This is a genomic window from Paenibacillus sp. AGC31 (assembly GCF_057334655.1).
The window spans coordinates 17926-31990 of the sequence record NZ_JBHFJH010000032.1 but is presented as its reverse complement, the minus strand read 5'-3'; the positions used below and the strand labels follow the sequence as shown (position 1 = coordinate 31990).

General features: G+C 43.8%; 16 protein-coding genes. 1 reads left to right on the top strand and 15 read right to left on the bottom strand.

Annotated elements, in window-relative coordinates; genetic code table 11:
- Window positions 1-30: 30 nt before the first annotated feature.
- From ACE04G_RS19755 to ACE04G_RS19715, 9 genes are all read right to left on the bottom strand, one after another.
- Window positions 31-801 (bottom strand): nucleotidyltransferase, encoded by a 771-nt coding sequence (locus tag ACE04G_RS19755; protein ID WP_449004364.1) that lies wholly within the window; start codon window positions 799-801, stop codon window positions 31-33.
- Between the two features lie 57 nt (window positions 802-858).
- A complete protein-coding gene (locus tag ACE04G_RS19750; RefSeq protein WP_221825157.1) occupies window positions 859-1485 on the bottom strand; it encodes a Type 1 glutamine amidotransferase-like domain-containing protein in 627 nt (208 codons plus the stop codon).
- 253 nt (window positions 1486-1738) lie between these two features.
- Window positions 1739-2638, bottom strand: a complete 900-nt coding sequence (locus ACE04G_RS19745; protein ID WP_221825160.1) for a GIY-YIG nuclease family protein — start codon at window positions 2636-2638, stop codon at window positions 1739-1741.
- 283 nt (window positions 2639-2921) lie between these two features.
- Window positions 2922-4019, bottom strand: coding sequence for a Gfo/Idh/MocA family protein (locus ACE04G_RS19740; RefSeq protein ID WP_221825162.1), 1098 nt, complete (start codon window positions 4017-4019; stop codon window positions 2922-2924).
- Window positions 4020-4077: 58 nt separating this feature from the next.
- Window positions 4078-5250 carry a Gfo/Idh/MocA family protein gene (locus ACE04G_RS19735; protein WP_221825164.1) on the bottom strand — a complete coding sequence of 391 codons (1173 nt, stop codon included), beginning with the start codon at window positions 5248-5250 and terminating at the stop codon, window positions 4078-4080.
- Window positions 5247-6161 (bottom strand): sugar phosphate isomerase/epimerase family protein, encoded by a 915-nt coding sequence (locus ACE04G_RS19730; RefSeq protein WP_449004564.1) that lies wholly within the window; start codon window positions 6159-6161, stop codon window positions 5247-5249. Before ACE04G_RS19730 ends, ACE04G_RS19735 begins: the two co-directional genes overlap by 4 nt.
- 341 nt (window positions 6162-6502) lie before the next feature.
- Window positions 6503-7000 (bottom strand): metallophosphoesterase family protein, encoded by a 498-nt coding sequence (locus ACE04G_RS19725; RefSeq protein WP_047842548.1) that lies wholly within the window; start codon window positions 6998-7000, stop codon window positions 6503-6505.
- Between the two features lie 34 nt (window positions 7001-7034).
- Complete coding sequence (locus ACE04G_RS19720; protein ID WP_076208829.1) at window positions 7035-7469, bottom strand: Rrf2 family transcriptional regulator; 435 nt, start codon at window positions 7467-7469, stop codon at window positions 7035-7037.
- Between the two features lie 41 nt (window positions 7470-7510).
- Window positions 7511-7888: a DivIVA domain-containing protein gene (locus ACE04G_RS19715; RefSeq protein WP_017689054.1), complete on the bottom strand. Its 378-nt coding sequence runs from the start codon at window positions 7886-7888 to the stop codon at window positions 7511-7513.
- A 199-nt stretch (window positions 7889-8087) separates the two neighbouring features.
- Here ACE04G_RS19715 and ACE04G_RS19710 point away from each other — a divergent pair, with 199 nt between their 5' ends.
- Window positions 8088-8654, top strand: a complete 567-nt coding sequence (locus ACE04G_RS19710; RefSeq protein ID WP_449004363.1) for a TraR/DksA C4-type zinc finger protein — start codon at window positions 8088-8090, stop codon at window positions 8652-8654.
- 191 nt (window positions 8655-8845) lie between these two features.
- Here ACE04G_RS19710 and ACE04G_RS19705 read toward each other — a convergent pair whose 3' ends face one another.
- The 6 genes from ACE04G_RS19705 to ACE04G_RS19680 form a co-directional block, all read right to left on the bottom strand.
- Window positions 8846-9538 carry an ArsR/SmtB family transcription factor gene (locus ACE04G_RS19705; RefSeq protein WP_449004362.1) on the bottom strand — a complete coding sequence of 231 codons (693 nt, stop codon included), beginning with the start codon at window positions 9536-9538 and terminating at the stop codon, window positions 8846-8848.
- Window positions 9539-9671: 133 nt separating this feature from the next.
- Window positions 9672-10961, bottom strand: coding sequence for an MFS transporter (locus ACE04G_RS19700; protein WP_449004361.1), 1290 nt, complete (start codon window positions 10959-10961; stop codon window positions 9672-9674).
- Window positions 10962-11221: 260 nt separating this feature from the next.
- A complete protein-coding gene (locus ACE04G_RS19695) occupies window positions 11222-11497 on the bottom strand; it encodes a barstar family protein (RefSeq protein WP_449004360.1) in 276 nt (91 codons plus the stop codon).
- A gap of 14 nt (window positions 11498-11511) precedes the next feature.
- Window positions 11512-11952 carry a ribonuclease gene (locus ACE04G_RS19690; protein WP_449004359.1) on the bottom strand — a complete coding sequence of 147 codons (441 nt, stop codon included), beginning with the start codon at window positions 11950-11952 and terminating at the stop codon, window positions 11512-11514.
- 262 nt (window positions 11953-12214) lie between these two features.
- A complete protein-coding gene (locus tag ACE04G_RS19685; protein WP_449004358.1) occupies window positions 12215-13222 on the bottom strand; it encodes a Gfo/Idh/MocA family protein in 1008 nt (335 codons plus the stop codon).
- A 2-nt stretch (window positions 13223-13224) separates the two neighbouring features.
- Window positions 13225-13599, bottom strand: a complete 375-nt coding sequence (locus ACE04G_RS19680) for a replication termination protein (RefSeq protein ID WP_105598241.1) — start codon at window positions 13597-13599, stop codon at window positions 13225-13227.
- Between the last annotated feature and the right edge of the window lie 466 nt (window positions 13600-14065).

Here is a 14065-nt window from a genome sequence, read left to right as displayed (position 1 = left end):
CTCAAGGTGATTACGATCGTTAATATATTGTTAGTCAAATGAATTTCTGGAAGCAGCCATTGAATTTAAAGCGTTCTCAAAATAGCGATATACTTCATCTGCAATTCTCAGAAACTCTTCAACAAGTACATTGCTACTATCCAAGTAACAAGCATATAGATACTCAACTAAAGCGGAGTCAATCTCACAATAGTTTAATATGGCATTCTTCATCTTAATGATTTCATCTTCCCATACCCCTGTATCTTCTAAAACCAAAGAGTATAATGCACGAATTAATCTCTTAGAGTAACCTTTAATATATCTAGTTTTCATTGAGTGATCACTAACATTAGAAAGTGAACGATGTACACGATCTACTTCCTCCTTGGTCTCTGTATTTAAGTCTAAAATGAACTCTGGAGAAATTATGATCGGGGGCACTTTTTCACCAATGTCCTCCCCATGTATGCAAACACAAATGATCTTAATCCAAAACCCCCAATCATTCGGTCTACTTAATACATCATCAATCGAGCAAATGATCGTATCCATCTTAGTGACGAATGGATATTCTTCCAAAAGCCTGTCTTTAATCATTGACAATCTTTCGTAATCAATATCTTCGGGATTTGCACATACAATAGTAAAGTCTGCATCTGATTTAAAAGGTTGAGCTGTTCCTTTTGGAATCGAGCCACACATATAAATGCTATGAATCTTACCTTTAAAATCGTTAAGTATATGATCTATATACTTATCAACCAAATCCTTATATTCACTTTGTATTGCAATTCTATTTATAACTTTTTCTAATATCATATAGACTCCTCCTAAAATATGAGCTTCTTCGAGCTACTTTCAATGAATTTACGACTTTCAATGTGCTTGGTTCATTAAGATTGAGATATATTCTTCATCTTTAAGCCTTGTCACCTTACATTTCTCATTGCATTCAAATTCTAATATTCTCTCTTCAATTGTTTTATTAGAACTATCTTTAAATACGTCCTCTCTGTCATAGTGAGGGAAAATAAGCTTGTCGGTTACACCTAATGCCTTAAAATCCGTTAAATCCATTGTGTTCATCTGTGGAGTAAAGAAATCGACAATGTTAATATTCGGCCCCAGTAATAACGTTCCAGCACTTACTCCAACTATAATTACATTCTGTGCGGCCAGTGTTTTAATAATTTTATCAGCACCACTTTTCTTAGCGTAATACAATAAAGTAAATGGATTTCCACCATTGATATATATAACATCTCTATGTAAGAGAATTTGCGGGTCATCAAATTCAATATCTACAAAATTGATATGTTGAAATCCCATGTCCTTAAACTCTTGCATCGCACTTTGTGCATATCTATTAGTTTCTTTTCTAGGGGATGCTGTTGTAATAATTGAGACTTTTAATTGAGAAATATCTCCATCAATAAAATCCAGAAATTGATTTTTAATATCTTCAGTATAAAAACCACAAGAGGTTAGTAACAAGCTACTCATTTTAATCCCCGTCCTTAACTAATAGTTATCAATCTTTTAATTAAGCATTCCCCTGATTTTTGCTAACTTTTTTGTGTTCACAAACTTACGCAGCAAGTTGTCACATAAATCAACTCCCCTGCCAAAAACATCATTTTGACCAAGGGGTAACCGTAGCAGTGGTTGTCTGCTGAAATCCCTCTTCGATATCCTTCCCGCAGAGCTAGGCTCCATCAGGAGCCGCTGCTAGAATATTATGTTATGAGATGTCAAATTACTCTTCATTGCTTTCACTTTCAAATTTCTTTTCTTGATTTTGCTTAAACGTTCTTCCGTTAACATCTATCCACTCTACAGGGCCTGCTGCTTGACGGCCTAATACTACAGCAGTCGCTGCACTGATACTGGAGAAAATCGCATTCTCATTAAATATATAAAATTCCCCGCCATCAATCAGAACTCCAGTTTCTATCAATTTGTTTCTCTGCTTGATCCATCCCTCGGAAATTGAACTTGACGTCTGTTTACAGCTTTGAGATCCAGATAGAACTACATAGCCTTTTTCAGTTTCTATCAATTTAGCAGAAGCTCTTTTGCTTTTTAGCGTGTATATGATATCACTACTAACCGGAGGTGATGAAATTACATTATCATTTGATTGTTTAAGGGTAGAAGGAACCAAGAACATAAAATTAACTACTGGAAAAATCAACTTCATCTGCTCTAAAAAGTATTCCATATCTGAAATATCAGCTTCAGGGAGAGTTGTTAACTCAGGCTGTACAGCATTATCAATTTCGGCTGTTTTCGCATCCTTAGATAAAGAAATAATTCGAGATTCTAAATACTTGATATGAGATTTAGTAAGCATTCCATCCTTGCTTATAAAGGCTACAATTTCGATAAAATCCTTATCTGAATCCGCTAAGTGTTGCTTTAATCTCTTTTTAAGATTCTCTGCTTCACCTATGTATATGCGTTCATTATAGTTTTCGTTGTTAGGTAAAGATTTTAGAATGTAGACTCCTGGTCTATTAAATTCGGGTCGCTCTATGATTTTAGGCAAAGAAGAACGCTGTGAATATAAAGCCTTACCTGACCAATTACCGATTTCAATTGTTCTAGGCCCTGTTTCTGACCCATCCACAAGAAATATAGTTAGTTTTTTTCCCACTCTTGGTTTCCCCTTTAATTTGATTTCTCATAACATCATATCTACGAACTTCGTAAATATCTCTCTTATCAAACAATATCCGAACTACATATAATATAACCCATATTAATCCATCTGCGAAGTCACGAACATACTCAAAAAAAGCAGCCCCAGTGCGAACTGCTCCATTTGTTAGAAAAGACTAACCTGTTGGATGCAGTTTTACATTTGGGCTGCTCTTTCTTCGCTCAACTTTACTCATAACCTTCAGTAATCAACCTTTGCTCCCCTTCACCTAAAACATTTACTTCGCTCCGCTACTCCACACCACGCGTTCGCTCATCGCTTTATGTTGTGCAATCAGGCAGAGTTCTGCCGCTTTGAATGCATGTTCTTGTGTCATGGCTGTCTCGGTGCGATCCAGACAATCGCGAATCAGTTGACCAAAGAACGGATAACCGACCTTGCCCTTCACGCTGTAGCGAAACTCGCCTTCATGGTTTACCAGATAGACCTGATCTCCTTCCGGTTCTCTCGCTACATCGATATACTTCCGCAGCTCGATATAACCGTCCGTTCCCAGAATAACTGTACGCCCATCACCCCATGTGCCCAGACCATCCGGTGTGAACCAGTCCACTCGGAAGTAACCGGAAGCTCCGTTATCACCAATCAGAGAAGCTTCGCCGAAGTCCTCCAGTTCCGGGAACTGTGGGTGATTGAAGTTATGCACACGACTGAACCCTACCTCAGCGTCCGTACATGATGCAAACGTCAGAAATTGTTCGATCTGGTGACTCCCGATATCACAGAGAATACCGCCATACTGCTCATGCTTGAAGAACCAGTCGGGTCTTCCTCCAGCATTCAGGCGATGCGGGCCTGTACCCATAACTTGCACTACTTTGCCGATTGCCCCTTGTTCGATGAGCTGCCCCGCATAGATCGCACTTTCTACATGCAGTCGTTCACTGTAATACACCATATACTTTTTGCCCGTTCGCTTCACTTCTTCTCGTGCAAGCTTTAATTGCTCCAGCGTGGTAAATGGGGCTTTGTCTGTAAAATAATCCTTGCCTGCGGCCAATACTCTCATGCCAAGCGGCGCACGATCTGAAGGGATCGCTGCACTTGCCACCAATAACACCTCATCGTCTGCAAGCACCTCCGCTTCAGATCCAGCGACTTGAGCCTGTGGGAACTGCTTCCGAAATGCCTCCACCTTCGCCGGGTCCGGATCATACACCCACTTGAGAGTAGCTCCAGCCTCCAACAATGCCCCAACCATGCCGTAGATGTGTCCATGATCCAGCGCAACAGCAGCAATCGTGAACTCACCCGGACCACATACGACCTCTTTTGTAACGCTTTTTGGTGCATAAAACATCCCATCTTTAGCCATGTCATCCCATCCTTATTATAAAATGTTGATTACAATGAACTCGTCTTATATATCATCTTCATTTAAACGTCTGACTCAAATCAGCAGGTTGACTGCCACTGAATGCCTTGTCTTTCTTCGTCGTTGAACCAGCAATGCGTTCCTGCAGATGCTCGTAGAACAGATCCTCATCGATCGGCAGATCGACCCAGTTATCCGTCCAGGTAGACAGCAGCATAGCGTTGGATAACGTCAATCCGTGTATACCATCCTCACCGGGAGCAATAAGTGGTGCGCCTGTAAGAATCGCATCAACCCAGTTACGAATCAGACCCGGGTGACCCGTTTCCACACCTGTAATCGGGATTTCACATTTCCAGCATTCTGGCTGTCCAAAACCTCCGGTAAACCGCTGATTGAATTCAGGCTCAGATTCCCGAAGTCGCCAGAACGTAAGTTTTCCATCTTCGATCACGATTTTACCTCGGTCTCCGTTGACCTCGAATCGATTGGTACCCGGTGCTTCGCCAGTGGTCGTTACAAAGACACCTGTTGCTCCATTTTCATACTCCACATAAGCCGTTACATCATCTTCCACTTCAATGTTCCGATACTTGCCAAACGAACAGAAAGCACGCATTCGTACCGGCATCATGCCGATGGTCCACTGCCACAGATCCAGTTGATGGGGGTCTTGGTTAATCAGTACACCGCCCCCTTCACCTGCCCATGTTGCCCGCCAGCCGCCGGAATCATAGTAACTTTGGGATCGATACCAGTTCGTAATAATCCAGTTGGTACGCCGTACCTCTCCCAGTTCCCCTGAAGCAATCAAGTCTCTCAGTTTAATATAGAGTGGGTTGGTCCGCTGGTTGTACATCATGGAAAAGACTTTACCGCTGGCTGCGGCCGCTTCATTCATCTTGCGTACCTGTTTTGTATACACACCTGCTGGCTTCTCAATCATGACATGCAAGCCATGCTGGAACGCCTGAATGGCCTGTTCCGGATGATCATAGTGCGGCGTTGCAATAATGACTGCATCAATCGTACCCGAAGCCATCATCTGCTCTGCATCCTGCCAATAGGTTACCGTTGCCGGAAGGTGACTGGATACCCAGCTCTCCATCTCTCTTCTTACATCACATACGGCGACCAGCTCTGCACCGGGTACTTCTCCAGCCACCAACGTTCTGGCATGTGCTGCTCCCATGTTTCCTATACCAATCACCGCTACTCGTACGATACTCATGACTGCTCCTCCTCGTCCACACGACGCTCAATTTCGGCGAAAACGTCTGCAAAATGCTGTAACATCGCCTTGGATTCCAAGGCACCACTAAAGTCCTCAATTCCGTAGTATCCGTCATACCCAACGGCACGAAGATCTCGCACCATCTGTACCCAATCGACCATGCCTTCAGTCAGCGGCGTCCAGTGACATTTCCAGGCTGTATTCAGAGCCACTCCGCTGCTCTTCTCCGTCACATTAGCCTTTTGTGAATCTTTCCCTTCTGGTTCAAACCACCCGGCATTTTTTACATGTACATGAGCCAGATAAGGCCCTAGCAACTCAAGTCCCATCCGATGGTTCTCATATCCTTCATGCACCATATTGCCTGGATCGTACAATACACCAACATGCTGCGGGTCGAGCGATTGCACAAGTCGATAGGCCAGCGATGCCGTCGGTGCAATCGTCTGGTGATGTGTCTCTACAATCGCCTTGATGTTGTACTGTTTGGCCAGATCTTGTACTTCACTCAGGTAATCAACGGCTTTACGATACAACTCAGGATAACTGGTCTTGCGATCATATCCAGGAACACCCACACGCATCATAGATGCTCCTAAACCAGCCGCAGCCTGAAACGCTTGCTTGGTGGCAGACAGATCTTCACAGTTCAGATACGGTACAAGTGCGATCGATTTTCTACCTTGCCCTAACGCTGCTTCACGAAAAACAGGAACCTGTTCCTCCCAGCGGCTCGGATCTACCGAGCATCGATTATTTCTCCAGTAAGAAGGCTCTTCAGATATAGCATCTTCAGGAATTCCACGGAATCTCCACTCAATTCCATCAATTCCCGCTGCTGCCGCAGCCGATGCCAGTTCTTCTGCATTCAGATCAGGGGTAGCCACCGTGAATACAGACAGTTTCATCATGATCCATCTCCTTATGTAAACGTATTCATTTCATGTCGTAAAGGCATTGTATCATTCCACTGAACGTCACCATAGGGGAAAACGCCAACAGATGAATGACAGATAACGAACAGAGCACATTCCCCATTCAGAGATAACTTCCAAGAGAATGATGTGATCAAAAATCAAAAAAGACATCCCTGGAACAGATTTGAATTCTGCTCAAAGATGCCTTGTACAATAAACATATATATAAGATGAAATTTATGGAGAAGGTTCCCTATCAGTTATCCAGTCGCGACTTAAGTAGCTGGTTCTGGTTCTTGTACTCGTCCAACTTGCAATCAGCGCATATCTATCTAATCCCGATCAAAGAACACATGTTCAGCCTGTATTTTCCCCTGTTCTATTGTCATGATGCCAAATGAGTATTGTTTCTGAAAACGCCGATCCGTAGGCGACCCCGGATTAAATACCAGTGTGTTGTCCACGGTATGCATCACCGGGATATGTGAGTGTCCGTAGATCACAGCATCCACATGCTGGCCTGCAAAGGTATGAATTGCATTCTGTTCCGTACCCTTTGATCCCAGATGACCGTGCACAAGACCCAGACGAAGCCCTTCAACTTCAACAATACGGGAATATCCCAGTTTTTCAGCGATTTCGGACGGGTCCGTATTACCCGCTACACCTTCAACTGGTGCATACTCGCTAAGCAATGGGTATACGCTCCAATCCGACCAGTCACCGGCATGAAGGATGAGATCTGCACTCGGCAATACATCCAGGAGCCTAGTCGGTAACTTCCGTGATTTACGTGAACAATGCGTGTCGGAGATGACAACAATTTTCATATAACAACCCACCTTTCCTTCGTCTTATTGCAATCTATTCTGTCTGTGATGGAACAGCTTGCATCTGAGTACAGGAACGTTCCATATCTTCGAGTGTAATGGATGCAAAGAACTGCTCCACCTTCGCCTCGGCAACCTGATACAGATTGGTCAGCAAGCCGTCTATATGCAAGCCCACTTCACAATCCGGGTTACAATTGCCGTGAATCGGGAACAATGGACCTTCGTCCTTGGCAGCCTGATAGATCATGGCTAATGTGATTTCACTTGATGGCTTCGCTAAGTAGAAGCCTCTTGTTCCAGGAGAGGAGTTCACCAATCCTGCCTTTTTCAGCCCGCCCAGAATACGTCTGACGACGACAGGGTTGGTATTCACGCTACCTGCAATATGTGCAGACGTGATTCGTTCAGGCGCGCTGAGTGACAATAACAACAAACAATGCACACTGACCGAAAAATGAGTACTCATGATTAACCACCTTTATTTAATATAATCCTAGTCATACTGACCTATTCAGAGAACAGATCCTTTTCGGGACGTGCTCTGATCTTGAGCTGTCGCACACTGTATTCCAGTTGTTTCACAATATCATCCAGTTGTTTGCGATCAATCTTGGTTGGATCTTCCACCGGTTTCGCGGACGACTTGAGATCGCGGATCGTTAACTGCTGTTCTTGCCATTTGTCCATCAGATCTGCAATATTGGCATAGAAACGTTCGTAATCTTTGATGACCAGATCAAGATAAGCATCTACCTCATCCGGATCATAACCACGAAGTTTATAATTAAATTGTTTTTCATGAATCGATAACGCATCTAGCTGCACACCCAATTGTTTGAACAATTGTCTTTGTTTATCCAATCTTCGTTTCATATGTTCATCCATATTGACAACCTCCATTATAAGCCAAGCCGTAGTTCTATTTCGTGGGAAGAACACACGGCAATTTCTCTCTCTATTTTTTATAACACATAATCCGTCAGATATAAAACGATACAGCCCTATTCCTCACGAAAATGATTGCTTTTCTTCCAATTCGGGTAAAGACTCACTACACCCCACAACGGGAAAGGAGCATGTCCTTATGAGTACATTAACTAAAGATCAACATCAAATACTGAAAAACGCCCTTTTGGAGCAACGTGAAAACTTGCAGCGTCATTTTGAATCCAGCATGGAAGACGGTGCTCCAGTCGAGTCGCTGAAAGATTCAACCGGTGAGCTGTCCTCCTATGATAATCATCCGGCAGATGCCGGTACGGAAACATTTGAACGCAGCCGTGATCTGGCGATTGACGATACATTAACAGACGAATTCAATCAAGTGAACGACGCATTGGAACGTATGGAACAAGGTACATACGGAACCTGTGTAACGTGCGGAGAAGATATTCCTTTCGAACGACTTGAGGCTATCCCTTATACCGCTTACTGTATTGACGACACACCTAATCGGGAGATCAGCAACGATCGGCCTGTTGAAGAAGAAGTAATGACCATGCCTCCAAGTGGTGCTGGAGAAGGAAGACAGCAGCGGGTCGGCAAGTTCGACAACGCAGATGCCTGGGAAGCGGTCGAAGAATATGGCACATCTAATTCCCCCGCAACCGCAGCCAAACGTGATGTGAAGGGTTACGATGAGAACATGTAACTTCGTTATGAACTGAAACGGGATGCATCAAAATTGAATTCGATTCAATAGGTTGCTCTACCATTAGCCTTCCTTATCACGCATTAAAAAGCCGCCATTGGGCGGCTTTTTCTAGTTTTCTCCAAAGCAGTCTCTCACGTTTGCGGTTACTTGCTTCCAGCGATAAGGCTGAACCCATGTATTCCATCCGTTTATTCTTCCGACTCACTACCAGATGATGCAGATTCCTGTCGCTTAGACACAGATCGAGACTTTTTCGTAGTTGCTTTGTCCTTATCAGACGTAGCATTCTTTTTCTCTTTTGCCTCTGTCTTAGAAGCAGGTATTTTCACTATAGGTTTGGAGAGAGCAGAGAATAACTGAAAAACCTCCTGTTCCCCTTGCCGATTCTCTTTTGTAGTATAGGGTTCACAGAGTTTTATGATGTTTTTATACAACTGCTCTACTTCCTCACGGGTTGCATACAGCGTGATGTCCGAGAGGAACATCCGATCTTCGTTTTCCGCCTGATGCATGAATCGCTGACGACTCTGTTCGAACATCTCATTTAATAATTTGAGTGTCTCGGACCGAAACACCTGTTTCAATGGAGAGTTTTCCTTGTCTTCATCTTCGTGACGGAGATGGATCTCTCCGGTGAATGGTTCGTAGTATTTTGCAATAATCCCATTAATCTCACGTGTGGAAACGATGGTCAGCAGACCAATTTTCTCCAGCTTTTTTACATGATAGTGCACTTTGGCTGGCACCTCACCCATCTGGTCGGCGATCTCTTTGACAGTGGATGGTCTGCCCTGCTTGTTAAACATATTCATAATCTGAATCCGATACGGATCGGAGTAGATTTTAATTTCTTCAATTGTTGAAAGAACCTTGTGCTCCATCCCTGTATCCTCATTTCCGGGGTACCTGTTGTCCATCGATATCTCTATTATAACGTTGCGTCAGGACTTCGGTCAAAACGAGCCAGAAATGACTTGATACAGAAAATCGGCTAAGGATCACTTCTGAATATCTTTACAGAACACTTCGAAAACTTTTGCTAAATAACAGCATACCTGCGGACATGGCAAGCATAATACCAGAAACGATAAACAGAACAGGCATGGTCATCCAATCTGCAAGTGCTCCCGAAGCCAGACTCCCAAGGGGTGAAACACTCAAGACGAGCATACCCTGAAGGGCATACACTCTGCCCAGCATCTCCGAAGGGGTAACTTCCATAAGATAGGTGGCCAGCGGTGTTGTAGCCAGCGGAATCCCCATACCCATCAGTAGACAAAAGGCCGCTGCAACCGGCAGTTGGAAGGAAGTCATATAAGCGGGTAGTGCCGTCATCGCATAACTGAGACCCAACATGACAATACCGCTGATGACCAGCACACTTTTACGATAATTCGCTCCCCTTTGTGTCAACCATACACCACTGAGCAGCATGCCTCCCACCATCAGCCCACTAAGCAGACTTAATCCCCCAGCGCCAGCATGCAGCGTTTCAATGACATAGGGTGTACGGAGAACATTAAACGGCATCAGGCAGAAATTAACGAAGGCAAACAGGATGGAGACAATTAACAATAAGGCATGTTTACGGAGAAAATGAAAAGCTTCCGCCATTTCGGAGAATATACTACTTTTGTCGGATGGAAGAGAATTTATTTCAATTGATGTTTTATCTTCATTGTTAGCAGATGTTAAGGCTTCAGGGTAGCCTACTCGGCTCATAATCAAAGCACTTAGCGCAAACAACCCCGCATCAATCAGGATCGTCCAGGCAATGCCTATTGTAGCAATAAGGGCACCCGCCACTGCAAGTCCTGCGAGTTCGGCCACTCTGGTTGCGGAAGAGGACATGGCATTACCCGAAAGCAGCATCGATGGGGGAAGCAATCTGGGGACACTGGACACTTCCGCAGGACTAGTGAAGCATTCCAGCAAAGAATTCAGAATTGTAATGACAAACAGATGCCAGACTTCAAGTTGGCCCAATCCAAACAGTAGAGCTGTAATACCAACAAATAATCCGCGACCAGTATTGGTAATCACAATCACTCTTTTGGGAGACATGCGATCAACCAAAGCCCCGGCGAACAGACCCAGAAGGATATTGGGCAAAAAATTCACCGCCAGCAACGTACCCATCAGCACTTTCGAACCGGTTAGAATGTACACCATCCAACTGTACGCAATCGAATCAATCGAATCACCAAATCTGGATACAACTTTACTAAGCATAAATTGCATGTACGGTCTGATTCGTATTAACTCACCCATACCTTGCTTGCCAACTGCTGTGTTATCGCTCATCCCTTTTCACTCCTCAACGTTAAAATATTTTTCATGTTAATTTTATTTTAACGTAAGTTATGCAGAAATCAATACCTCCGTGAAAATAATTTTAACGATAAGAAAAAAAAGTAAAATCTGCTCTGCTTTTAGAAGATTCGTAATCAACACAAAGAATTTTTTAACAACCTTTTTGGACAACCTCCTATAACACAAAAAAACAGACCACATGTGGTCTGCTCGGCTTGACGGATTATATTTGAACTGCCTTCATTTGCTGCCTACTTCTCAAGACGCAATTGAAATCCAGCTTGCTCAGCCTGAACCTCCAACATCAAATCACGTACCCGGCCTGCTTCATTCCCCAGGCGTTCTTCGCTGATTAGGTAGTTGGTCCATTTTAGCTCTAGTGGAAGTTCAATCGTACCCGTCAGGCAATCCCACAGAGCGTCGAGATTACCCCCATAAAAATCCGGCAGCTTCAGCTTATCCTTTAATTGTTGATGAAGTTCAGCGCTACTAGCAAAGTCTTCTCCATCCAGAATCACGGTATTCATGGCTGCTCCTTCCTCTATTTCAAACGTGTAAATGATGCATAGTGATCTGTCGTTTTGTAGATGAGCCCATCATTGGAGTACACAATCCGATCCGAATTACGGAAGCCGGAAGTATAGTTAATATCCGCTTCGCGCCATGTACGTCCGCTGGCCGAAGGCAGAAGCCCTTCCCGATTGCCAAATGTGTCCCCACCGATGCTTTTCCCAGGAGCAACTACAGCCAAGTTTCCTTTTGACGCTACCCAGCCAAGTCCTGTTGCCTGTGATTTGGTAATAAAGTTACATGGCAACGTTCCGTTTGCACTCACATAGTTTGCTACACCCGTAAACGTATTGATGATGGTACATGTTGCAGCAGATGCCTTCTGCTGTGCGACTGGAGTGAACTGTGAACCTGTGAGGAAAACAAACGTTAACAACAATGCCAGTAATGCGGTAGATATCAACTTTTTCATCAATCCGGCCTCCCGATCCCTCAAAGTAGATGAACGTTGTCACGATATGCGTTTTGCAAGCTGTAACGTTCTAGTTGTATGTTCTGCTAGATTATAGTAAACAAGTCATCTCATGACTATTTATATCACATCATTTTGGTAGAAAGATCAAATGAAGACGTTTAATTTGTAAAATATTATAATTGTAACATTTTAAGACAGAAAAAAGACTCTCATCCTGAAGATGGAGTCAACTTTTCTAGTATGTTTAAACTGACCTAATCTAATCGATCAGTTGCACCCGTTGACGAGTTCGAGCCGATTCCAGGCACGCATCAATAACGCGCATGTTTTGAATGGTATTTTCCGGACTGAAAGGTAGGGCAGCTCCATCAAGCACAGCCGTTGCAAATGTCTCCACCTGAAGCACATAGGAATTGGACACGGATACACGTTCCTCACGGCTGACCGAATCGGTGTGCACAATAATCTGAGGTGGAATATCACTGTTCTCCCAGCCAAATACTTTTGGCAGTTCAATCCGCCCTTCCGTCCCGAGAATCTCCATCTCCGCTCGTCCTGAAGCCCACATGCCACAGTCAAAAGTTAAAGCTACCGAATTCGGAAATTCTACCAGTCCCGACGCCATCATATCCACGCCATCATGCTCGTCCGAGAATAGAGCGTGTACTGTCACCGCTTCCGGTTCCTGTCCCAGATACATCCGGGCTGCCGAGATCGGATACACGCCAAGATCGAATAATGATCCGCCGCCCATCTCTCTTTTGAACCTTACATTCTCCTTGTCATCAGCGGTATTACAGGTAAAGTTACCATGGATGGCTCTGACGATGCCTATTTCTCCACTAGCTATAATCTCTTGCACACGTCTGTGCTTGGGATGATATCGATACATAATCGCTTCTGCAAAAAGAACACCATGCTGCTCACACGCCTCGATCATTTCTGCCGATTCATCTGCATTCAAGGCAGCAGGTTTCTCACACAACACGTGTTTGCCAGCCTGTGCCGCTTTGATGGTCCATTCTTTGTGCATATGGTTAGGCAAAGGAATATAGACGGCTTCAATGTCCGGATCAGCGATGAGCTCTTCATAACTGCCATACGATCTGGCAATGCCGAGTTCTTCGGCAAGGGTTTCCGCTTTTTCCTTGCTGCGGCTGGCAATTGCCAAGACTTCACCACGTTCGGACTGCTGGATTGCTGGAATGACTGCATTTTTGGCAATGGTTGACGTACCGAGTACACCCCACTGTAACTGTTTATCCATGCTTATCTTCCTTTCGTACCGTAATTGTCCTCATCTGCCTTGTGTAACATGCCGAGACAACGATCCAGATCCGTTTTGACCTGTTTTTTGTATAACTCAGCTTTTTCCGCACCATCATCCGTAAAATGATATAAAACGATTTCCTGAAAATCGACCTTTGGATCATTGCCCTTCAGCTTCTTCGTGCGATAAAAAACACCTTGCTGTACCAATTCATGCAGTGCCCGATATACCTCGCTCTGGGGTGGTACATAACCGTAGTCTTTGAATTCCTGCTTCATCGCCTCCAGCATCTCGTAACCATACCCCCTGTGCTGTTCAACCATCGTAATCAGATACAGCTTGATAAATGCCCGCTGTGCAATCATAAAAGCCACGTTCATTCCCCTCCTGTCAGAACCTATATATCTAGTATTATAAAACTTATGTTCGGGTTCTGCCATCTTTCTCCGCTTTGCCTCCCTTTTATCTATCTTCAAAGAAGGTGAGAAAGATATCGTGTGGATACGCGTTAACCTGGGGGAAGCACGGAAAAAGGTTTTCTGTTGTGAATTTTTCATGTGATGAAATTTTAATTTTTATTCAAAAGAATTAATTTCATAATACCTTTAGCTGCTTCAATCAAGGCTGGATATAGATCGAAACGGTTCAATTTGTCTATATTCAGTTACAGAAATTCATTTTTAGTGAGTTATGAAATTAGTTTAAAAGTTGTTTATTTCAGAGCTCAGGGAGTCGTGTGCAAGAATTTTAATAATAAGAAAGACTGTGCAGAAGCTGTAAAAGCTGTAATACCTGTGCTCCTGTATCTTGTGTTCGTATACTCTCGTACTCCCGTACACT

Bases quoted from the DNA above. Each gene is read 5' to 3' on its own strand.
- ACE04G_RS19690 (WP_449004359.1), bottom strand. From the start codon at position 11,952: ATGAAAAAGTTGATATCTACCGCATTACTGGCATTGTTGTTAACGTTT.
- ACE04G_RS19755 (WP_449004364.1), bottom strand. From the start codon at position 801: ATGATATTAGAAAAAGTTATAAATAGAATTGCAATACAAAGTGAATAT.
- ACE04G_RS19700 (WP_449004361.1), bottom strand. From the start codon at position 10,961: ATGAGCGATAACACAGCAGTTGGCAAGCAAGGTATGGGTGAGTTAATA.
- ACE04G_RS19750 (WP_221825157.1), bottom strand. From the start codon at position 1,485: ATGAGTAGCTTGTTACTAACCTCTTGTGGTTTTTATACTGAAGATATT.
- ACE04G_RS19720 (WP_076208829.1), bottom strand. From the start codon at position 7,469: ATGAGTACTCATTTTTCGGTCAGTGTGCATTGTTTGTTGTTATTGTCA.
- ACE04G_RS19735 (WP_221825164.1), bottom strand. From the start codon at position 5,250: ATGAGTATCGTACGAGTAGCGGTGATTGGTATAGGAAACATGGGAGCA.
- ACE04G_RS19685 (WP_449004358.1), bottom strand. From the start codon at position 13,222: ATGGATAAACAGTTACAGTGGGGTGTACTCGGTACGTCAACCATTGCC.
- ACE04G_RS19695 (WP_449004360.1), bottom strand. From the start codon at position 11,497: ATGAATACCGTGATTCTGGATGGAGAAGACTTTGCTAGTAGCGCTGAA.
- ACE04G_RS19705 (WP_449004362.1), bottom strand. From the start codon at position 9,538: ATGGAGCACAAGGTTCTTTCAACAATTGAAGAAATTAAAATCTACTCC.
- ACE04G_RS19730 (WP_449004564.1), bottom strand. From the start codon at position 6,161: ATGAAACTGTCTGTATTCACGGTGGCTACCCCTGATCTGAATGCAGAA.
- ACE04G_RS19740 (WP_221825162.1), bottom strand. From the start codon at position 4,019: ATGGCTAAAGATGGGATGTTTTATGCACCAAAAAGCGTTACAAAAGAG.
- ACE04G_RS19715 (WP_017689054.1), bottom strand. From the start codon at position 7,888: ATGGATGAACATATGAAACGAAGATTGGATAAACAAAGACAATTGTTC.
- ACE04G_RS19725 (WP_047842548.1), bottom strand. From the start codon at position 7,000: ATGAAAATTGTTGTCATCTCCGACACGCATTGTTCACGTAAATCACGG.
- ACE04G_RS19710 (WP_449004363.1), top strand. From the start codon at position 8,088: ATGAGTACATTAACTAAAGATCAACATCAAATACTGAAAAACGCCCTT.